This is a genomic window from Bacillus multifaciens (assembly GCF_030756675.1).
GTDB lineage: Bacteria > Bacillota > Bacilli > Bacillales > Bacillaceae_G > Bacillus_A > Bacillus_A multifaciens.
Genome location: NZ_JAVBXD010000015.1, coordinates 57,326 through 79,524 on the forward strand (window position 1 = coordinate 57,326; position 22,199 = coordinate 79,524).

Sequence of the window (22,199 nt, forward strand, 5' to 3'; positions counted from 1 at the left end):
TTGTTATAGTAAAAAATGAGAAAATATATTTAATGGAGGAAAAAAGATGAAAGTGCTACATATGAATGCTGGAGCAGAAACAGGCGGCGGAAAAACGCATATTATTTCACTTTTGTCGCAATTCCCAAAAGGTGTAGTAGAATTAGCAGTATTTGAAGAAGGTGCAATAGCAAGCGAGGCGAGAGCATTAGGGATAAAAGTGCATGTTTTTTCACAATCATCTCGTTATGATATATCTATTCTTTCAAAAATACGTTCTTTTATTAATAAAGAAGGTTTTGATATTGTTCATACACACGGAGCAAGAGCCAACTTTTATCTTTCTTTATTAAGAAGAAAAATAAATGCCAAATGGGTTACAACCATTCACAGTGATCCGACACTAGATTTCATGAAGCGTGGTTTAAAAGGTTGGATTTTTACAAAGTTAAATTTACGTTCGTTTCAGAAAGTTGATTTATTTTTTGCTATTACAGAACGTTTTAAGATGAATACGGTAACACTAGGTGTACCAGAAGAGAAAATTTGTACAGTCTATAACGGAATTGAATATGATTGTACGCCAGCAAAGCCTTATGATTTAAAAGAGAATTTTGATATACAAGAGGATGTATTTACAGCGATTCAAGTAGCCCGTTTACATCCTGTTAAAGGGCATGAAATATTATTTGAAGCGTTGCAAAACACAACAATCCCCAAAATTAAAGTGCTGTTACTTGGTGATGGGCCGATTGAGAATGAGTTAAAAGAAACAGTGAAGCAAAAAGGATTAGAAGAGAAAGTTCTATTTTTAGGACATCGTGAAGATGCAAAGAATTTATATGCCGCAGCGGATATAAATTTATTAACATCGTATAGTGAAAGTTTCCCCCTTGTTTTATTAGAAGGGGCGAATCAACATTTAACCTCTATTGCTACAGATGTCGGTGATATGTCACAACTTATTGTTGATGGCACATATGGCTGGATCATTCCAATCGGTGATGCTGCGGCGCTTACTCGTGCGTTAGAAGAGGCATATGAAAAGTGGGAAAATGGTGAATTAGTAGAGATGGGTGAGCGTTTGTATACCCATGCGTCTTCTCATTTTTCATTACAGAATTTATATAAAAATACGTATGAAGCGTATGAGAAGGTTTTGTCTGGCAGTTATGAGTATGTATAAGTAAGAAGTTAGAATAATTAGTAGTGGAAAAAGATATTTGAAATAGAGAGGATTGTAACTATGGCAGTGCAAACAGTTAATATTTTAGGCGTGCCCTTCTCAATGATGACAATGGAAGAAACAGTTCGTTATGTAATGCAGCAGCTGGAAAAGAAACAAGAGAATACGTTTCAAGTTGTAACAGCCAATCCTGAAATTGTGATGTGTGCCAAAAAGGATGCTGCGTTTCAGCAAACGCTTCTTCAGGTAGATCTTATTACACCAGACGGGATTGGTGTTGTAAAGGCAAGCGGTATGCTAGGAACACCGTTAAAAGAACGTGTGGCAGGTTTTGATTTAATGTGTAATTTGTTTGAAAGATTATCACAAGAAAAGAAAGCTGTATCTGTCTTTTTACTTGGAGCAAAGCCGCATGTTATCGAAAGAGCTGCTCAAACTTTAACAGAAAGATATTCAGCTGTATCTATTGTTGGAACACAAGATGGATATTTTAAACAAGAGAAAGAAGAAGAAATTATCGCACGTATTCAAGAAGTGAAGCCAGACATCTTACTGGTTGCACTTGGATTTCCGAGACAGGAAAACTTTATTCAAAATAATAAACATTGTTTACATACAAAAGTAGCTGTTGGCGTTGGTGGTAGCTTTGATGTTTGGGCTGGAGAAGTAAAGCGTGCTCCAAAATGGATTCAGGCTATTCATTTAGAATGGTTTTACCGTTTGTGCAGTAATCCAACGCGTTGGCGTCGTCAACTTGTATTAGTTGAATTTTTAAAAGAGGTTGTTCGGTCGAAAAAGTAGCGAAATATCGCTGCTTTTTCCTTTTTCAGCAGCTATTTGTAGGAGTCGCCTTTTTACAGGGAGAATTCGTCTATTTATCATATCAGCGAGAAGACCGCCACCTCAAGCGAAACGGTAGGTGGGGGTAGTTCAATGAAAAACGTCTATGTATGAGGCGTTTTTTTGTGGAAATGATAAGAATCATATGGGCAATGAATATACTCACATATAAATTGTTTTACTTATATGATATACATATGTAAAATATGATGTAAAGACACCTGTATTGAGGAGGGCCTGTAGTGGGAAAAATTAAAGAAATCTCAAATCGAAAGCTTCTCGGAATTGCTGGGCTTGGTTGGCTATTTGATGCAATGGATGTTGGGATTCTTTCATTTATTATTGCTGCTTTGCAAAAAGAATGGCAGCTTAGTGCACAGCAGATGGGATGGATCGGTAGTATTAACTCCATCGGAATGGCAGTCGGAGCGCTCGTATTTGGGATATTAGCAGATAAAATTGGTCGAAAGTCTGTTTTTATTATTACATTATTATTATTTTCTGTTGGAAGTGGATTAAGTGCTTTATCAACAACATTAACCGTATTTCTTCTCCTTCGTTTTTGTATTGGGATGGGTCTTGGAGGAGAGTTGCCTGTTGCATCAACACTTGTATCTGAAAGTGTTGCGGCGCATGAACGTGGTAAAATCGTCGTTTTATTAGAAAGCTTTTGGGCTGGTGGTTGGTTAATTGCTGCTCTCATCTCATATTTTATTATTCCAACATACGGTTGGCAAACAGCGATGGTGTTAAGTGCAATTCCAGCTTTTTATGCATTATATTTACGATGGAGTTTACCTGATTCACCGCAATTTCAAAAAGTAGAACAAAAGCAATCCGTATTTGCAAACATAAAGGCTGTTTGGTCAGGAGAGTATAGACGAGCGACGATTATGCTTTGGATTCTATGGTTTTGTATTGTGTTTTCATATTATGGAATGTTTCTTTGGCTTCCAAGTGTACTCGTGCTAAAAGGATTTAGTTTAATTAAAAGTTTTCAATATGTGTTGATTATGACATTTGCACAGCTTCCCGGTTATTTTACAGCTGCTTGGTTTATTGAACGTTTTGGCCGGAAGTTTGTGTTAATCACATACTTATTTGGAACAGCATGTAGTGCATATTTCTTTGGAGCGGCAGATTCAGTAATCACGCTAATGATTGCAGGTATGTTGCTTTCATTCTTTAATTTAGGAGCTTGGGGAGCATTATATGCGTATACACCGGAGCAGTATCCAACCGTTATTCGTGGTACAGGAGCTGGGATGGCAGCAGCATTTGGACGCATCGGGGGTATTTTAGGACCGTTATTAGTTGGTTATCTCGTAGCCACACATGCTTCGCTCTCTTATATTTTTACAATCTTTTGTACGGCCATTATAATTGGTGTTCTTGCTGTCCTTGTGCTTGGTCAGGAAACAAAACAACGAGAATTAGTATAATGAAAAAGGAAGCTATGTATAGCTTCCTTTTTCATTGTTTTCTGACAAAAGTATGATATATTTGATAGAAAAATGGCTTGTAAAAAGGGATTATTTCTAAAAAGGCGAATGTATACAACAAGGCGTATGGACAAAAGGATTAGGTGGTTGGGCAGACATGAAAATTTTAATTGTAAATGAAAGAGAAGAAAACAGGGGTCAATTAATAGATTTTTTCACAGAACATGTAAATAATTTGGAATGCTTTGAAGCAAAAACGGGAATGGAATCACTGCAACTAGCGAAAAAGCATACGCCAGATTTTATTTTTCTAGATACACATTTACCAGACGGAACAGGATTTGAAGTTGCAGGATTGCTGCGCCAATTAGCATTAAGCACAAAATTTATATTTACAGGGAATGATATAAAGGATGCGATTATATCGTTTCGTTTTAATGCTTTCTATTATTTGTTGCAACCATTTGAGCAGGAAGATTTGCAATTTTTACTGCATAGTATTGAGCAAGAAAAAATTGAACAAAGAAAGAATCGATTACAAAAGCTTCCAATCGAGAGTCATGAAGGAATTACATATATTCTTCCCGATGATATTGTATACATAAGCAAGAATAAAGAAAATAAAACCGTTTCTATTTATACAAATGATAATCAATATATTTCCACATATACATTACAAGAATTAGAAGGTAAACTAGCGGCATATAATTTTTTGCGTGTGCATAAAAGTTATCTTATTAATGTTATGTATGTGAGAGAATTAAAGCCTTATTATAATGGGACGTATAATTTATATTTAGAAAAGTATGATAATCAGTCAATTCCTGTTAGCCGAAATTATGTAAAACGGCTCCGAAATAAAATTGAGTTGTAGTAGTTTGTGGCAGAATTTGGACATGTTAAATTAGGAAACACTCATCATAAGGAATGTTGTTTCTAACTATTCTGAAAATTTAGTACAATTCCCTCTAAGACATAACATAGGGGGGATTATGTTTGAAAGTATGGAAATCTATTTTACTTTGGGGTGTGATTGTGGCTTTAGGGGCAGCGGGATTTGCTGTGTTAGCACTATCTCGAGGTGAAACAATTAATGCGGTCTGGTTACTTGTTGCTGCTGTTTCTGTCTATGCTGTTGCGTATCGGTTTTATAGTAAATTTATTGCTAGAAAAGTTTTTGAATTGGATGAAAACCGAAAAACACCAGCAGAGCTTCTAAATGATGGAAAAGATTACGTTCCGACCAATAAATGGGTTTTATTCGGACACCATTTTGCTGCGATTGCTGGAGCGGGTCCGTTAGTTGGTCCTATTTTAGCTGCACAGATGGGATATTTACCAGGAACACTTTGGATTATTGTTGGAGTTGTGTTAGCCGGAGCTGTTCAAGATTTCGTAATTTTGTTCGCATCTATGCGCCGCAACGGAAAATCACTTGGTGAAATGATTAAAGCAGAGATTGGTCCTATAACAGGTTTTATTGCAATGATTGGTATTTTGGGCATTATGATTATTTTATTAGCGGTATTAGCTCTTGTTGTGGTAAAAGCACTTGTAGGAAGCCCGTGGGGAATGTTTACAATTGCAGCGACCATTCCAATTGCTATTTTAATGGGTGTATATATGCGTTATATTCGTCCAGGGCGTGTTGGAGAAGGTTCCGTTATCGGTATTATTTTACTTCTTTTATCGATTGTAGCAGGTCAATATGTAGCGGAGAATCCAGCACTTGCGACTATGTTTACATTTAAAGGTGAAACAATTGCCATTATGTTAATTATTTATGGATTTATTGCTTCTGCGTTACCTGTTTGGTTATTACTTGCACCGCGTGATTATTTAAGTACGTTTTTAAAGATTGGAACAATTGCTGGTTTAGCGCTCGGCATCATCATTGTTGCACCAGATTTACAAATGCCAGCAGTTTCAAAATTTATTGATGGAACGGGTCCGGTATTCGCGGGGAATTTATTCCCATTTTTGTTTATTACAATTGCTTGCGGAGCTGTATCTGGTTTCCATGCACTTGTTTCTTCTGGTACAACTCCAAAAATGATAGAGCGAGAAGGACATGCACAGCCGATTGGTTACGGTGCTATGCTGATGGAATCATTCGTTGCAGCAATGGCAATGATTGCAGCTTGTGTACTAACGCCAGGTATATACTTTGCAATAAATAGTCCGCCAGCAGTTATTGGAACGGATGTAACACAGGCAGCACAAGTAATTAGTTCTTGGGGATTTACTATAACGCCAAATGAATTGAAAGAGTTAGCTGCGAACGTTGGAGAACAAACGATATTATCTCGTACAGGCGGAGCACCGTCGTTCGCGATTGGGATGGCTCATATTTTTTCTCAAGTCATTGGTGGAAAAGCATTAATGGCATTTTGGTATCACTTTGCAATTTTATTTGAAGCTCTCTTTATCTTAACGACGATTGATGCAGGAACGCGTGTTGGTCGGTTTATGATTCAAGATATTTTAGGGCACGTCTATAAACCATTTGCAAAAACAGATTCAATGCTTTCCAATATTGTTGCAACAACACTTTGTGTACTAGGATGGGGATATTTCTTATACCAAGGGGTAATTGATCCGCTTGGCGGTATTAATACATTATGGCCGCTCTTTGGAATTGCAAATCAAATGTTAGCTGGAATTGCATTATTACTTGGAACGACTGTTTTGTTTAAAATGGGAAAAAAGGCATACGTCTGGGTTACGCTCATTCCAACAACATGGTTACTGATTGTTACAATGACAGCTGGCTATCAAAAGTTATTTCATGAAAATCCAAAGATCGGATTCCTTTCTCATGCAAAAGTGTTCCAAAGTGCGCTAGATAAAGGGAAACTATTAGCACCAGCGAAAAATGTAGCACAGATGAAACAAATTATTCTTAATGATTATATTGATGCGGCGCTTTGTGGAATTTTTATGATTGTTGTAATTGCGGTACTGATATCATCTATTAGAATATGGATACAAGTATTAAATAATAAAGCAACGCCTTTAAAAGAAGCAGCGTATGTTCCGCGTGATGAAAGCGAGGCACAACATTATGCTTAAAACAGTAATTAGCATGTGGGGATATCGAAAACAATTTATTAGTTTGCTTGTTGGTGTACCAAGTTATGAAAAGTATGTTGCGCATATGAAACAACACCATCCAAATGAGCAAGTATTATCTCGAAAACAATTTTTTGCTGAAGCGCAAGAAGCAAGATTTAATGCAAAAGGTGGTAAAGTTTCGAGATGTTGTTAGCGAGGTTATAGTGAAAAAAGGGCGGGGTTTCGCTCTTTTTTTGTTTGAAAGTTTCACGTGAAACATCTAGAAAAAATGTTTGGGAGTTATAGGGATATAATATACAATAATAAGTAAGAAAGGGATGAGTTTTTTTGTAAAGGTTAGGTTGTAGAAAGGCCAGGTATATGTTTATGCTAGACGATCTATTTATTAATACAACTATTATTCTTTCCTTTATTTTTGTTGGAGGTCAACTTTTAAAAAATATTTCATTAAAAGAGCCATTATCCTTTGAAGTGAAATGTTTTGTTGGTATTATAACGGGTGCTTTAGGTGCTCTGCTTATAAAGTTTGGTGTTCGAATTGAGGATGTAATGTTAGATTTACGATATCTTGCGGTTATATTAGCGGCTATTATTGGTGGGCCTATTGCAAGTTTACTATCCGCTAGCATTCTCTTAATTGCACGTTTGTTGTTTACAGATTATTCAATGGTTCCATCTGTATATGTTCTTGTACTAACAGGTATAGGATGTGCTCTTATTTCAACATTTCGCATTCCAATGTTAAAAAAATGGGTATGGTTGCATGTTTATTGCTTAACAATTTCATCGATTGTGATTTATTTTGTTTTTCAAGATGTTTTTGTATTAAACCTATACTTACTTATTAGCATCATGATAGGATATATTACTTTCTTAAGCGCACATTATGTTTTGCAATCAAACGAGTTGTTTCATGTAATGAAACAGCAAGCAACGATAGATGCATTAACAGGGCTTGGGAATGTACGTAAGTTTGATACAGAATTGAATAGACATATTGAAGATAAGAAAAGCGATGAAAGGTCGCTCTGTTTATTGTTAGTAGATATTGATCATTTCAAGCATGTGAATGATAAGCATGGGCATCCTGCAGGTGATGAAGTTTTACAGCAAATAGGAGCAATTTTGAAGAATAGTTCTCCATTTCCGCATTTAGTGTTCCGGAAAGGTGGGGAAGAATTTGCTTTATTGTTACCAAATTCAACATTACAGTTCGCTATAGATATAGGGGAAAAAATTCGGACAGATGTAGAGAAACATGTGTTTCGATTGCAAAATAATAGTTGTATACATATCACGATTTCAGTAGGTACTTCCATTTATAAAGATTCACCACAAGAGTTTATTCAACTTGCAGATGATGCATTGTATTCTTCTAAACGAAATGGTAGAAATCGTGTCTCATAAAAAATAAAGTCGTCACTAATGACGACTTTATTTTTTATCCCGCATTAACGAGCAGTAATACTCCCACCTCAAAATTCGGCGAAAGTAATGTCCAGCTCCAGTGGCTAGAATGTTCGGTGGCTTCGCTTCTTCCTACGAGGTAAAAAGCACCTCTACGTCAGAAGCTCCATCCCCCTCATATTCTGAACGAGCCACTTCCGCTTTTCTTAAGAAGTTAGGTGGGAGATAAACTGCCCGTAAAAGCCCGATTGGTTCAACTAATAATCAGTGGGGGATGAAGAAAACCCCCACTGATTAAAGTTTCACTTTATAAAAGTTCTTTTCCAGCACAAAACTTACGGTATGCACCGTGATGTGTTGGTCCTACATATTCATTTAATTTGAAAGAATGAAGAATCGCAGCTGTAATAAATTCTTTTGCTACTTGAACAGCTTCTTTTACAGATTTTCCTTTTGCTAGTTCTGCTGTAATTGCAGCAGCGTATGTACAACCTGCGCCGTGTGTATATGTTGTTTCAATCTTTTCAGATTCTAAAATATCAAATGTTTCTCCATCGTATAATAAATCAATTGCTTTTTCTGTTCCTAGTTTGCTGCCGCCTTTAATCAGTACATATTTTGCCCCTAAAGCATGGATTTTTTCAGCGGCCTGCTTCATATCTTCAAGTGAGTTAATTTTAACACCGCTTAGCTGATACGCTTCAAATAAGTTTGGTGTTACAATTAAAGCTTTTGGAACGAGTTTGTCACGCAAGCAGTCATTCGTTTCTGGATGAAGTGCTTCATCTGCGCCCTTACATACCATAACTGGGTCTATTACTACGTTTTGTAGATTATGCTTCTCAATTGTTTCAGCAACAAGTTCAATAATTTCAACAGAGCCAAGCATACCTGTTTTTAATGCATCAACGCCAACGCCTTCAATTGTTGTTTCTAATTGTGGTTTTAATGTAGACGCTGGAATTGGGAACACGTTATGTGCCCAGCCGTTATGCGGATCCATCGTTACGATTGTCGTAAGAGCTGTCATACCGTATACACCAAGCTCTTGGAATGTTTTTAAGTCTGCTTGCATACCAGCGCCGCCGCTTGTATCCGATCCAGCAATTGTAAGTGCTTTATTTAATGACATTGTGAAAGCCCCCTTGGGTGATAGAATGAAAGTTACATTTTTAATTATTATATCAATGATATGAGGAAGTACAAAGCGAAAAAAGAAAGTAGTTCAAGTATGTTCTATTTAACAAAACAAGCAGTACCAACGCTTTATAGCAGGAGTACTACTTGTTTATCTTTATACCATTTTCGCTTGTTCCTGCCCACTATGATTAGGAAGTGGAAATAGATTACCAATCATCGCAGCTCCAATCATTGGTATCAATAAATTAATTGGGAAGAACATAAGTAATAATAATGTAATCGCGAGCGGTTTTCGTACTGCATAGCTTGAAATGGCTGTAGTGACAACGGCTACACAAGCAACTGGGTCTAACGGTATGACAGTAGCCACAGCATATCCAATACTTGCACCAGCAAATACAATTGGGAAAATATGTCCGCCACGCCAACCTGTACTTAAACAAACTGCCGTTACACATAATTTTAAAACTCCTGAAAGAAGCAGCATCCAAAATGATAATTCTGTCCACTCATGGACTAAGTCTTTTAATTGATGTTCCCCTGAAAACATTGTATAAGGCAGTAAAGTTCCTGCAATCCCTAAAAGAATGCCACCTATAACTCCTAACGTTACTTTATATTCTTGAAAAGGATGAACGATTTTCTCCAGTATATGTTCTACCTTGAAATAAAAGTAGCCTACACCAGCTCCTATACAAATTAGAGGTAAAAAGGCAAGCCATTCATGGAGTGAGAAAGACCCTTTCCCAAAATCAACAATAAAAGATCCTCGATTATCAAACTTACTAAGCAATAAATAAACAGAAAAACCAGCAAAAGTAGTAGCGAGATATACAATGGTTTTTGTTGCTCTGGAGATTTCGTCAATTGGTTTATTCTCATTTTCACTAGGGGCTAAATAACCGAATAATGGTGCATTAAAAATAACACTTAAAGTAGCACCAATTCCAATTTCAGTTAATCCCTTCATTCCTTTTAAAGCAAAGTGAAAACGATCTCCAACCCACGTACAAAGTCCACCGATAATTCCAACAAGTGCTGCTTCCGGTCCTAAACTTGCACCAAATATTAAAACAATAATAGCCGTTAACGTAGATTTATGTACAAAACTATACTCAATTCTACCTGTTTTCTTATATTCACCCATTACCTCTGGCATTAAACGTGGGTATGTACCAAAGCACTTTTGCGATAGTCCGACAAGAATACCACCAATTGTTGTTACAAAAATTGTGTAATACGGTGGTAATGAAAATTCTTTCGGTAAATATCCCCAAATAAACTGAATTCCAGCATTTGTAGTAACTAAAAATAACCAGACTGTAGCACCAACTATAGCACCTAGAAACATACCGTACATGATAAGTAAAGAATGCATGCCTCTTCTAATCGTCATTTTTTATGCCTCCTTTATGTTATATGGTATCATGACAAATTTAGAGATTCTGATACGAGAATAATTATGCTTATATATGTTATGACTGCTCTTTTTACCATTTTTCACAAAAATTACTGAAGAGTAATTTATATAAAAGATAGAGAATTACCTATAGTGTTTAATATTAAATGGTTTATATGAATTTTATTTGAAAATAAAATGAAAAATGTGTAGTAGCGCAGCAATATAGCTATTAAGTTAAGTTTTTAATCCCCATAAAGAAAAAATATCACTTTATAATAAGTGATGTGGAAACATTTGTATAAGTAGTGTTGTGCAAAATATCATTTTCATGGTTACCATAATGAATTAAATATAACTCTTTTATTTTACATAGTAAGTAAGTTTTTTTAAATGTATTTTTTGTCTTTAAATAGAACATTTCCTGTATTTTTTCAAATTTATGGCCCTGTTTCATTTTTTTCATATAATAAATTCGTGTATATATGCTATTTGTGTATCTGGAAAGTGGTAGGTGGTAAAACCACGTTTTACGGTTTAGAGAAAAGTACAGAAGATAGGCGGGGCAGGTTTTCTGTCAGTGGGGGATGAAGAATCCCCCACTGATGGAGGTTTCATTTAATATTGACGAATAATCCCTTTAAAAGATCCTTCTAACACTTTTTTACCATTTTGATTAAAGCATTCTGCCTTTGAAACAGCAACAATTCGATCATCTTGTTTTTCATGATGAATCAGTGTGACTTCACATCGAACAGTATCTCCGGTGAAGACTGGGCGTAAGAAGGTAAGTTCTACATCTCTTGCAATAAAATTTAAATCGCCGCCAATTTTCGTAGGTAATGTTGCAACTAGTAATCCTTGTACCATTACGCGTCCATGTTCATCTGGAACAACATGATGCTCACCAGCATCACCAGAAATTTTGCTAAATAGTTCTACATCTTCTCTTGTAAATGATTTTTCAAAAGTTAAAACTTCCCCGACTTTCATGTATTCATCGCCTCCTATTGGTTTATGAATGAGTTATCATTCATACTTTAAATTTTACAGAATATTCTTTATTCGGTAAAGTTTAAAGCGTGAAATAGTGAAGGGGTCAATAAAATATTTCATGAACATTCAGAAAAATATTGACAATAGGAAATAGTTTCTATAAAATCATCGGTAATTGCATAAGTCTTATCAAGAATAGGTGGAGGGAACGGGCCCTATGAAACCTTGGCAACAGCCGTAAATCGGAATTGTGCCAAATCCTGCAGGTATTTCCTGAAAGATAAGAAAGGCTACATGGCGGGCGTTTATCTAAACTGCTTCTTTCTTATTTAGGAAAGAAGCAGTTTTTTTATTTTCTATAAAGGGAAGGAGATTGAGAAATGGGAGAATCATGGGGAAAAGGAACGATTTGTGTGCAAGGTGGCTATTCGCCGAAAAATGGTGAGCCGCGTGTTTTGCCGCTTTATCAAAGCACGACGTATAAATACGATACTTCCGATGATTTAGCAGCTCTCTTTAATCTGGAGGCAGAAGGATATATTTATACACGTATTGGGAACCCGACGCTTGCGGCCTTTGAGCAAAAGTTGACAGAGTTAGAAGGCGGCGTTGGTGCAGTTGCAACGGCATCAGGGCAGGCTGCGATTATGCTAGCGGTATTAAATATTTGTGGCAGCGGCGATCACTTGCTCTGCTCATCGACAGTATATGGAGGTACATTTAATTTATTTGCTGTTAGCCTTAAGAAGCTTGGGATTGAGGTCACGTTCTTTAATCCAAACTTATCTTCTGATGAAATCGTTGCTCTCGCAAATGAGAAAACAAAACTTGTGTATGCGGAGTCGCTTGGGAATCCAGCGATGAATGTACTGAATTTTAAAGAGTTTTCTGAGGTAGCAAAAGAGCTTGGAGTGCCGTTTATTGTGGATAATACATTAGCGACGCCATATTTATGCCATGCATTTGAACATGGTGCAAACATTGTTGTTCATTCTACAACGAAATATATCGATGGTCATGCAAGTTCATTAGGTGGCATTGTAATTGATGGAGGGAATTTCGATTGGAGTAAATTTCCTGAATTTGTTGAACCAGATCCAAGCTATCATGGTGTAAGTTATGTGGAAAAGTTCGGGCCAGCGGCATACATTGCGAAGGCACGTGTACAGTTATTAAGGGACTATGGAAACTGTATGAGTCCATTCAATGCGTACGTAAGCAATATTGGCTTAGAAACATTGCATCTTCGCATGGAGCGTCATAGTCAAAATGCACTAGCTGTTGCGCAGTGGTTATCACAGCATGAACGCATTGAGTGGGTCAATTATCCTGGACTTCAAAATAATGAAAGTTATGCATTGGCACAAAAATATTTACCGAAAGGTGCGAGCGGTGTTCTAACGTTTGGAGTAAAAGGAGGCATTGAATCTGCTAAACAGTTTATTGGTGATGTGAAGCTTGCCGCGTTGGTAACACATGTTGCAGATGCAAGAACTTGTGTTATTCATCCTGCAAGCACAACGCATCGTCAGCTTACAGAAGAGCAGCAGCATTTGGCGGGTGTAACACCTGATTTAATTCGACTATCGGTTGGTATTGAAGATGCGGCGGATATTATTGCTGATTTAGGGGCAGCACTTTCTGGAGGAAAACGGTATGCCGATCATCATTGCTAAAGACTTACCAGCTCGTAAAGTATTGCAAAATGAAAATATTTTTGTGATGACGAAAGAACGAGCAGAAACGCAAGATATTCGTGCTTTGAAAATTGCTATTTTAAATTTAATGCCAACAAAACAAGAAACAGAAATGCAGCTGCTTCGTTTAATTGGAAATACGCCGCTTCAACTCGATGTCCATTTACTTCATATGGAGTCTCATACAGCAAGAAATGTAACGCAGAAGCATTTAACAAGCTTTTATAAGACATTTCGTGACATTGAAGGAGAAAAATTTGACGGACTCATCATTACCGGTGCTCCGGTTGAAACACTTCCTTTCGAAGAAGTGGATTATTGGGAAGAACTGAAGAAAATTATGGATTATTCGAAGACACATGTTACATCAACGCTTCATATTTGCTGGGGGGCGCAAGCAGGATTGTATTATCACTACGGCGTTCCAAAATATCCGCTAGAGCAAAAGATGTTTGGTGTGTTTGAGCATGAAGTGCAGCAGGAGCATGTGAAATTATTGCGCGGTTTTGATGAAAGCTTTTTTGCACCGCATTCTCGTCATACAGAAGTACGGGCATCGGATATTCAAAGTATGCAGGATCTCGATGTGTTAGCGACATCTGAAGAAGCCGGTGTTCACCTCGTTATGAGTAAAGACGAAAAGCATATTTTTGTTCTTGGTCATAGTGAATATAGCTGTGAGACGTTAAAGCAAGAATATGAGCGCGATCAGCAAAGAGGATTGGATATTGCTATTCCGAAAAACTATTTTAAACATGACAATCCTTTGAAAAAACCAGTAGTAAAGTGGCGTAGTCATGGGAATTTACTATTCTCAAATTGGTTGAATTACTATGTGTATCAGGAAACCCCTTATATGTTGTAAAGAAAGTTGTGCATAACACTTGGTAGCGTTTTTTTTGTAAAGAACGGCCTATATTATTCGGAATGTTCTAAATATATTGTTTTTTATAGTGGTACCATTATATAATGGCACCTAAATACAATTTTTAGAGGGGTGGACAGTACTATGAACGAAATTCAAGTTGGCCTATTAGGTCTCGGAACTGTAGGAAGCGGTGTAGTGCGCATTATTGAAGATCATCAAGATCGTTTAGCACACCAAATCGGTTGTCCTGTCAAAGTAGCAAAAGTATTAGTACAAAACTTAGAAAAAGAACGTGAGGTCCAAGTAACCCCTACATTATTAACGAAAAATCCAGATGAAATTATAGATAATCCAGATGTTGATGTTGTAATTGAAGTGATGGGCGGTATAGAAGATGCAAAAGCATATATTTTACAATCGCTTCAAAACGGTAAGCACGTAGTTACAGCGAATAAAGATTTAATGGCACTTCACGGTGCAGAACTTCTTACTGTAGCAAAAGAAAATCAAGCGGATTTGTTTTATGAAGCGAGTGTAGCAGGTGGTATTCCGATTATACGAAGCATTGTAGAAGGTCTTTCTTCTGATCGGATTACGAAAATGATGGGTATTGTGAACGGAACAACGAATTTTATTTTGACAAAAATGTCTGACGAAGGGAGAGCATATGACGACGTGTTAAATGAAGCGCAGCAGCTTGGATTTGCAGAAGCGGATCCAACATCAGATGTTGAAGGTTTAGATGCGGCACGAAAGATGACAATCTTAGCAACACTTGGGTTTTCTACAAATGTAGAACTTCATGATGTGAATGTAAAAGGAATTACATCTATTACGGAGGAGGACATTGCATATAGTAAGAGTCTAGGCTATACAATTAAGTTAATTGGTGTAGCCAAGCGTGATGGTGAAAAATTAGAGGTAACAGTAGAACCAACATTGCTATCAAATACACACCCGCTTGCAGCTGTTCAAAACGAATATAATGCAGTATATGTATATGGCGAAGCGGTAGGAGAAACAATGTTTTACGGACCAGGTGCGGGAAGTTTGCCAACAGCAACAGCTGTTGTATCTGATTTAGTGGCGGTTATGAAAAATGTTCGCCTTGGTGTAACAGGAAATAGCGCAGTAACGCCGCAATATGAGAAAGTATTAAAAGCAGAAGATGAAATTTATGTGAAGAAGTTTCTACGCCTTCACGTGAAGGATGAAGTAGGTGTGTTTGCGAAAATTACATCGCTATTCTCTGAACGCGGCGTAAGCTTTGAAAAGATTATTCAAATGCCATTACAAAAGAAAGGAGCAGCAGAAATTGTTATTGTTACACACCGTGCATCTCTTGCAGACTATGCATACATTCTTGAAACACTAGAGACGTATGAAGAAGTAGATTGTGTGAAAGCAAACTACCGTATTGAAGGAGATGCTCGCTAATGTGGAACGGATTACTTGCTGCTTATAAAGAATATTTACCGATTACTGAGCAAACACCGTCGCTTTCACTATCAGAAGGAAATACACCGCTTATTTTATTAGAAAATCTTTCAGAAAAATGGGGTGTTTCTGTTTATGCGAAGGTAGAAGGTGCAAATCCGACGGGTTCTTTTAAAGATCGTGGGATGGTTATGGCTGTAGCAAAGGCGAAGGAAGCTGGCAGCAAAACGGTTATTTGCGCTTCAACAGGAAATACATCTGCATCGGCAGCTGCTTATGCAGCGCGCGCAGGTTTATCTTGTATTGTTATGATTCCAAATGGAAAAATCGCATATGGCAAGTTAGCGCAGGCAGTCATGTACGGAGCCGAAATCATTAGTATTGATGGAAACTTTGACCATGCCTTGCAAATGGTACGAAAGCTTAGCGATTCATCACCGATTACACTTGTGAATTCAGTGAATCCATATCGCATTGAAGGGCAAAAAACGGCCGCATTTGAAGTTTGTGATGCACTTGGAAAAGCGCCTGATATTTTAGCCATTCCAGTTGGAAATGCGGGGAATATTACAGCGTATTGGAAAGGCTTTAAGGAGTATAACGAAAAGCGCGGCACAGGTTTACCGGAGATGCGCGGCTTTGAAGCAGAAGGATCGGCGGCGATTGTACGTGGATATGAAATTGAGGAACCGGAGACAGTTGCGACTGCGATACGTATCGGGAACCCCGCAAGCTGGGATAAAGCTGTCGCGGCTGCTCATGATTCAAATGGGAAGATCGATGAGGTAACGGATGCAGAAATTCTTAAGGCGTATGAATGGCTTGCTAAGTATGAAGGGATTTTTGCGGAGCCTGCTTCTTGTGCATCGCTTGCCGGGATTTACAAGCAAGTACAAACAGGAGAAATCGCAAAAGGAAGCAGTATCGTCGCTGTTTTAACAGGAAATGGTTTAAAGGACCCAAATATTGCAATTGATACGAAAAAAGTTCAACCGCTTGTGCTGCCAAACGATGAAAAGGTTGTGTTCGAACATATTCAAGGAGCTGTCCTTCGATGAAGGCGGCTCCTATGTTTACAATTCGTGTGCCGGCTAGTACGGCGAATCTTGGGCCAGGCTTTGATTCAATTGGTCTTGCAGTAAGTAGATATTTAACGGTAGATGTATTTTCACATTCTAGCTGGGAGTGCACAGCGAAAACAACAATTCTTCAAGGGATTCCAAAAGGGGAGAATAATTTACTCATTCAGACGGCGCGCATGGCAGCTGCCCGGTATAATAAGGAGCTTCCCTATTGTCATCTTCATCTAGACAGTGATATTCCATTAGCGCGCGGACTTGGGAGCAGCGCTTCGGCAATTATTGCGGGAATTGAACTTGCTAATCAGCTTTGCGAACTACATCTATCTAGAAGAGAGAAGCTGTTGATCGCAACGGAAAGGGAAGGTCATATTGATAACGTTGGAGCAGCTTTATATGGCGGACTTATGATAGGAACATATGATGGAAAAGATATTTCCTTTTTGTCTCAACCTATTCATGATATAGAACTTGTCGCGGTTATTCCTTCATATGAACTAAAAACAGTTCATTCAAGAGATGTGCTTCCGAGTACGTTACAGTATATGGATGGCATTCGTGGCAGCGGCGTTGCCAATGTACTTGCCGCGGCCCTATGTAAGGAGGACTGGGTGCTTGCTGGAGAAATGATGAAACAGGATATATTTCATGAACCATACAGGAAAGAGCTCGTACCTGAATTACAAAAGCTTCAAGAATTAGAACATGAAAATGTATATGGTGTTTCTTTAAGCGGCGCTGGACCAACCGTGCTTTGCTATGTGAAAAAAGGAAGTGCTGAAGAAGTAAAGATATGGCTGCAATCGCTTTTCGGCCATTGCGTGGTAGAAACGCTTCAAGTTGTAAACGAAGGGGTTCATATTATATCTGAACAACAAAAGCCCATTGAAAGTATATAGCTTTCAATGGGCTTCTTGCGTACGACAACTTTGTAATACTTTTGTACCGACTTGAATAAATGTTTGAATAAGCCAGCCTGTCGTAAAAGATAGAATAATGGTGCCGAAATAAATAGGACCATTTAGTATGAAACTAGCAGTTAGAAATAGACAAGCTAGAGAAATTTCTGTTCTTTGAAAGGACCACTTTGTTTTTTCTGAGATTGTTAACACAAATGCTTCTTGCGGTGCAGTCCCAAGCTGTGATGAAACATAGATACCGATACCTGCGCCGACAGATACATTTCCGAATATGAGTGTTATATACTTTGGAAGAGAGCGAATGCCATCCATTATAATTGTAACTGAGCCAATCAGATCAACAAAAACAGAGATTAGCACCATCGTCACGATTGTCCCAATTGTAATACGCTTTCGATTCATACACAGTACGATAAGAGTAAAAATCAAATTAATAATAAACATCCAAGAGCCGATGCTTAAACCAAAGTTTTGATATAAAGCAATGAAAAGGGAATCATATGGGCTAAGGCCAAATGAAGTAATGGTTGTCATCATATTAATACCAAGAGAAAGTAAGAGTAATCCACCTATGAAAAAGATATGTTCTAATTTTAAGGTCATAATAAAATATCAATCCTTTCTTATTTACATCTACAAGTTAAAAAGCGAAATAAAAACCCTTTCTTTTTAGGTGGAAGAGAGTATCTGGCCGCGCATAGAAACAGTCAGGGCCTTTTCCTACCACATGCAAGGTTTAAAACAAAAGGAGAAAGCAAGTAGCGGTCATGTTGTATTTGGCAGAGCTAGACAAAGATGTCGAAAAATTAAAATGGATATATAGTACTGCTAGCACAGGATATAATGTGGAAAGCTTACCAGGTCAAGGGGCATTTCTAAATTTTTTTGTATGCGGTAATATGGGAGAAGGAGGTGTTATGATGCCAAATATAAAAAAAATCGCAGAAATGGCAGGAGTCTCGATTTCTACTGTTTCTCGCGTTCTAAATAATCATCCGTATGTAAATGAACAGAAACGAAAAGAGATATTGGCTATTATTGAAAAGTTAAATTACACGCAAAATTCAAATGCGATTCATTTAGTACGTGGAAGAACCAATGCGATTGGTGTGCTTCTCCCGTTCGTCAATAATCAGTATTACAGCGCCATTATAGAAGGTATTTCAAGAGAGGCTGCAAAACATAATTATAATATGATGCTCTGTCAAACGGGTTATAACGCTGATAAAGAGATAGAAGTTTTGAATATGTTAAAGATGAAAAAATTGGACGGGGTTATTATATGTTCGAAAATAAATGCTTGTGAGGAGATTGAAAAGTACGCAGCATTTGGCCCGGTTGTGACGTGCGAAGATACGATATCTAATACAATTTCTAGTATTCATATTGATCACTATAAAACGTTTGCGTTAGGAATGGAGTATTTAATAGAAAAGGGACATACACGAATCGGTTACTGCATTGGACGGAGTGCTAGTTTTAATAGCCAAAATCGAAAAAGAGCTTACGCAGATGCTTTATCATCTATTCACGTTACGCTGCGAGAAGAGTGGCAATTTGTAGACTGTTTCACAGTAGAAGATGGAGCTCGTATTGTTCAATCGCTACTTCATATGAAAGAACATCCAACAGCTCTCCTTGTGTCTTGTAATCATATTGCGGCTGGGATTGTAACAGCTGCTCAAAAAAGTGGTCTTTCCATTCCAGAGGATCTCACAATTATTGGGTGCGATGATCAGCAGGTTGCAGAAATATTAGATATTACAACCATTGCTCATTCGAGCGTGGAAGTTGGTGCAGGTGCATTTACAATTTTGCATGACCAAATTATGAATAGAGAAGCAGAAGTAAAACGAATTGAGTTATTTGCGAAGTTAACGGAAAGACTGACAACATAAACGAAAAGCACAATCTTAATTAGAAGGATTGTGCTTTTTTATAAGAGGAGGAAAATCGCTTTTCAAATTTTCGTTTGGTATAATATGGTCAATCTATAAGGGGGGATAGCGTGAGACCAAAATTTGTAAAAGTTATTTTATTCGTTGCACTAGCGTCTTTTTGTTTATTGGCATACGGATTTATTACTAGTGTGAGCGATGTTCTAAATCCGAAAACTTCTAAGCTAACTCCTACCGTGCAAAAAGAAGCAAAAGGGAAACAACAAAAGGAAACATTGCAAGTTGTGAGTTTAGGTGATTCGTTAACACGCGGTGTTGGAGATAAAGAAGGTATTGGATATATCGGACGGATGAAGAATGAATTGCAAACAAAATACAAACAAAAGGTAGCACTCACAAACTTGGCGGTGAGCGGTGCGAAAATGCCAGATTTATTAAAACAGATGGAAAGCAGCGGTGCTGGGTATGCAATTAAACAAGCTGATGTACTTGTTTTGACAATTGGTGGAAATGATTTGTTTCCAGGATGGGAATCGCTTGGAAACTTTGATTTAACGACATATCGTCCGGATACCGCAACATTTCAAGCTAATGCAAAGAAAATTTTGGAACAATTGAGAAGTTTAAATCCAAACAGTCCGATTTTTTGGATTGGCTTGTACAATCCATTTGAAGATGTAGAAGAGTTAAAAGGCTCGTCTCCGATTGTTGTCGATTGGAATGGATCATTAGAAAAGCTTGCGCTTAGTTATTCAAACGTATACGTTGTCCCAACATTTGATATGTTCCAAAACCGTGGTAAGGATTTATTATATTCTGATCACTTCCACCCGAATGAAACCGGTTATACATTGATAGCAGATCGTTTATTACAAAACGTTGTTAGTCAGTTAGAACTAGCTGGAGGTGAGAAAAAATGACGACAGTTCTATCTGTCCGGAATTTAAAGAAGGTTATTAAGAAAAAAACGCTCGTTGAAGATGTATCATTTGATATACAGCAAGGCGAAGTATTTGGATTTTTAGGCCCAAATGGAGCGGGGAAGACAACGACGATTCGGATGCTTGTTGGTCTCATTGCAGCAACAGAGGGAACCATTTGGATTGGTGGGTATGACATAAAAGAAAATTTTCGCAGTGCGATGCGGCAAATTGGCAGCATTGTTGAAAACCCTGAATTGTATACATATTTAACGGGATTTGAAAATTTAAAGCAATTTGCTCGTATGCTAGGCGGGATTTCCGATGAGCGAATTATGGAAATTGCCAAAATGGTACATCTTGATGAACGCATTCACGATAAAGTGAAAACGTACTCACTTGGGATGAAGCAACGTCTTGGGATTGCACAAGCTCTTCTTGGGAGTCCCAAACTTCTTATATTAGATGAACCGACAAATGGCCTCGACCCGGCTGGTATTCGAGAACTTCGTGAATTTGTACATACACTTGTGAAAGAAGAAAACATGAGTGTATTCATTTCTAGTCATTTATTAAGTGAAGTACAAATGATTTGTGACCGTGTTGCGATTATTAATAAAGGAAAAGTAATTACGGTCGCAAGAGTTGAAGAGTTAGTGAAACAAGCAAGTGACCGAGTGGAGTGGGTTGTGACGCCGCTAGATAAAGCAAAAGCGTTGCTTGAAGAGTCGGGTGAAGTGACAGAACTCGTCGTAGAAGAAGGACGACTATTATGCCGCATGAGTCAAGAGCGTGTAAGTTTTTATAATAAGCAGTTAGTTGAGTACGCTGTAGATGTTCATAGTGTAAAACAAGTTGTATTTACATTGGAAGATCTATTTATGGAACTGACAAAGGGGGAGCAACATGCGTGAATTTGCGAACCTCGTCTATAATGAGGCGGAGAAAATATATCGAAAGAAACGTATTGTAGTAGTCATGCTCATTTTGGCGATTTTAATTCCGATTTTTGTTTATGCACAGTACCGAGAAGTGCAGACGACCATAAAACGTCTTGGTACGAACGATTGGAAGGTATCACTGCAGCAGCAAATCGTTGATTCACAAAACCGTTTAAATAATTCGCGCCTTCCCGAAGAATGGAAATCGTGGTTAAAGGTAAGAGTGCAGCAGCAACAATATTATTTAGAACATAATATTAACCCAAGTGCGCCGGGCGCACCGACATTTGTACGTATGTTTATTGAGCAAGGAATTACGCTATTTATCCCACTCCTTGTCATGATTGTAGCAATTGATATCGTCTCGGGAGAACGGAGCGATGGAACGATGAAAATGCTCCTTACTCGGCCGATAAGGCGTTGGAAAATTCTTTTAAGTAAATATGTAACGATGGTATTGTTTATTTCACTTATTTTGTTGCTTGTGGGAGTCCTTTCTTATGCGTTTTCAGGCATTGTATTTGGCTATGCTGGATGGGATTTGCCGGTGCTGACAGGTTTTGTAACCGAGAAGGATACGTTAAATACAAGTTTTGTTCATCTTATTCCGCAGTGGCAATACATTGTTATGGCTTACGGACTTGCTTGGTTTGTAGCAATTGTTGTTGGTACCATCTCATTTATGGTTTCCGTATTGATTCGCAATACACCAGCTGGTATGGGAGTTATGCTGGCAGCGTTAATTGCTGGAGGTATCTTAAATAATTTTGCCACGTCCTGGGAAGGTGCAAAATATATTTTTAGTGTTAATTTATCGTTAACGGATTATTTATCAGGACAGTTACCAGCGTTGCAAGGATTATCAATGAGTTTTTCATTACTCAATCTCACAATATGGGCAGTTGTATCGCTCATGATTGCTTTTGCAGTATTTACAAAACAAGACATGGTGAATTAATACGATAGGAAGTGAAG

General features: G+C 37.8%; 20 protein-coding genes and 1 riboswitch. Of the genes, 16 read left to right on the plus strand and 4 right to left on the minus strand.

Translation table 11 applies throughout. The features are described 5' to 3' along the window. The first annotated feature begins 46 nt into the window (after positions 1-46). The 7 genes from Q9306_RS11780 (at position 47) to Q9306_RS11810 (ending at position 7,929) form a co-directional block, all read left to right on the plus strand. The gene (locus Q9306_RS11780) at positions 47-1,165 is read left to right on the plus strand and encodes a glycosyltransferase family 4 protein (RefSeq protein WP_306198528.1); all 1,119 of its coding nucleotides are present in this window, start codon (positions 47-49) and stop codon (positions 1,163-1,165) included. Between the two features lie 60 nt (positions 1,166-1,225). After that, positions 1,226-1,966, plus strand: a complete 741-nt coding sequence (locus Q9306_RS11785; RefSeq protein WP_306198531.1) for a WecB/TagA/CpsF family glycosyltransferase — start codon at positions 1,226-1,228, stop codon at positions 1,964-1,966. A gap of 281 nt (positions 1,967-2,247) precedes the next feature. Continuing rightward, the gene (locus Q9306_RS11790; protein ID WP_306198534.1) at positions 2,248-3,447 is read left to right on the plus strand and encodes an MFS transporter; all 1,200 of its coding nucleotides are present in this window, start codon (positions 2,248-2,250) and stop codon (positions 3,445-3,447) included. A 157-nt stretch (positions 3,448-3,604) separates the two neighbouring features. Beyond that, positions 3,605-4,321, plus strand: a complete 717-nt coding sequence (locus Q9306_RS11795; RefSeq protein ID WP_306198537.1) for a LytR/AlgR family response regulator transcription factor — start codon at positions 3,605-3,607, stop codon at positions 4,319-4,321. Between the two features lie 122 nt (positions 4,322-4,443). Next, positions 4,444-6,519 (plus strand): carbon starvation CstA family protein, encoded by a 2,076-nt coding sequence (locus tag Q9306_RS11800; RefSeq protein WP_306198539.1) that lies wholly within the window; start codon positions 4,444-4,446, stop codon positions 6,517-6,519. Further along, positions 6,512-6,715, plus strand: coding sequence for a YbdD/YjiX family protein (locus Q9306_RS11805; protein WP_306198542.1), 204 nt, complete (start codon positions 6,512-6,514; stop codon positions 6,713-6,715). The genes Q9306_RS11800 and Q9306_RS11805 overlap by 8 nt, the downstream gene beginning before the upstream one ends. A 173-nt stretch (positions 6,716-6,888) precedes the next feature. After that, positions 6,889-7,929 carry a GGDEF domain-containing protein gene (locus tag Q9306_RS11810; RefSeq protein ID WP_306198615.1) on the plus strand — a complete coding sequence of 347 codons (1,041 nt, stop codon included), beginning with the start codon at positions 6,889-6,891 and terminating at the stop codon, positions 7,927-7,929. Between the two features lie 307 nt (positions 7,930-8,236). Here Q9306_RS11810 and pdxK read toward each other — a convergent pair whose 3' ends face one another. The 3 genes from pdxK to Q9306_RS11825 form a co-directional block, all read right to left on the minus strand. Continuing rightward, positions 8,237-9,061 carry a pyridoxine/pyridoxal/pyridoxamine kinase gene (gene pdxK, locus Q9306_RS11815; RefSeq protein ID WP_306198544.1) on the minus strand — a complete coding sequence of 275 codons (825 nt, stop codon included), beginning with the start codon at positions 9,059-9,061 and terminating at the stop codon, positions 8,237-8,239. A gap of 162 nt (positions 9,062-9,223) precedes the next feature. Continuing rightward, complete coding sequence (locus tag Q9306_RS11820) at positions 9,224-10,465, minus strand: chloride channel protein (RefSeq protein WP_306198546.1); 1,242 nt, start codon at positions 10,463-10,465, stop codon at positions 9,224-9,226. Positions 10,466-11,086: 621 nt separating this feature from the next. Next, positions 11,087-11,461 (minus strand): hotdog family protein, encoded by a 375-nt coding sequence (locus Q9306_RS11825; RefSeq protein ID WP_306198549.1) that lies wholly within the window; start codon positions 11,459-11,461, stop codon positions 11,087-11,089. Positions 11,462-11,647: 186 nt separating this feature from the next. Then, a riboswitch (SAM riboswitch) is annotated at positions 11,648-11,751 on the plus strand. Between the two features lie 93 nt (positions 11,752-11,844). On the opposite strand from Q9306_RS11825, the gene Q9306_RS11830 reads away from it, so the two are divergent. From Q9306_RS11830 to thrB, 5 genes are all read left to right on the plus strand, one after another. Further along, positions 11,845-13,140, plus strand: coding sequence for a bifunctional O-acetylhomoserine aminocarboxypropyltransferase/cysteine synthase (locus Q9306_RS11830; protein WP_306198551.1), 1,296 nt, complete (start codon positions 11,845-11,847; stop codon positions 13,138-13,140). After that, positions 13,121-14,026, plus strand: coding sequence for a homoserine O-acetyltransferase MetA (gene metA, locus Q9306_RS11835; protein WP_306198554.1), 906 nt, complete (start codon positions 13,121-13,123; stop codon positions 14,024-14,026). Before Q9306_RS11830 ends, metA begins: the two co-directional genes overlap by 20 nt. 144 nt (positions 14,027-14,170) lie before the next feature. After that, positions 14,171-15,466, plus strand: coding sequence for a homoserine dehydrogenase (locus Q9306_RS11840; protein ID WP_306198557.1), 1,296 nt, complete (start codon positions 14,171-14,173; stop codon positions 15,464-15,466). Beyond that, on the plus strand, positions 15,466-16,524 hold the full coding sequence (thrC, locus tag Q9306_RS11845) for a threonine synthase (protein WP_306198560.1): 1,059 nt from the start codon (positions 15,466-15,468) through the stop codon (positions 16,522-16,524). The genes Q9306_RS11840 and thrC overlap by 1 nt, the downstream gene beginning before the upstream one ends. After that, a complete protein-coding gene (thrB, locus tag Q9306_RS11850; protein WP_306198563.1) occupies positions 16,521-17,444 on the plus strand; it encodes a homoserine kinase in 924 nt (307 codons plus the stop codon). Before thrC ends, thrB begins: the two co-directional genes overlap by 4 nt. Positions 17,445-17,447: 3 nt before the next feature. Here the strand turns inward: thrB and Q9306_RS11855 are convergent, their stop codons facing one another. Then, positions 17,448-18,068: a YczE/YyaS/YitT family protein gene (locus Q9306_RS11855; protein ID WP_306198565.1), complete on the minus strand. Its 621-nt coding sequence runs from the start codon at positions 18,066-18,068 to the stop codon at positions 17,448-17,450. 317 nt (positions 18,069-18,385) lie between these two features. On the opposite strand from Q9306_RS11855, the gene Q9306_RS11860 reads away from it, so the two are divergent. From Q9306_RS11860 to Q9306_RS11875, 4 genes are all read left to right on the plus strand, one after another. Next, positions 18,386-19,363: a LacI family DNA-binding transcriptional regulator gene (locus Q9306_RS11860; protein WP_306198567.1), complete on the plus strand. Its 978-nt coding sequence runs from the start codon at positions 18,386-18,388 to the stop codon at positions 19,361-19,363. A gap of 110 nt (positions 19,364-19,473) precedes the next feature. After that, positions 19,474-20,283, plus strand: coding sequence for an SGNH/GDSL hydrolase family protein (locus Q9306_RS11865; protein ID WP_306198569.1), 810 nt, complete (start codon positions 19,474-19,476; stop codon positions 20,281-20,283). Then, positions 20,280-21,197, plus strand: coding sequence for an ABC transporter ATP-binding protein (locus tag Q9306_RS11870; RefSeq protein ID WP_306198571.1), 918 nt, complete (start codon positions 20,280-20,282; stop codon positions 21,195-21,197). The genes Q9306_RS11865 and Q9306_RS11870 overlap by 4 nt, the downstream gene beginning before the upstream one ends. Then, a complete protein-coding gene (locus Q9306_RS11875; RefSeq protein WP_306198573.1) occupies positions 21,190-22,182 on the plus strand; it encodes an ABC transporter permease in 993 nt (330 codons plus the stop codon). The genes Q9306_RS11870 and Q9306_RS11875 overlap by 8 nt, the downstream gene beginning before the upstream one ends. The last annotated feature ends 17 nt before the right edge of the window (positions 22,183-22,199 follow it).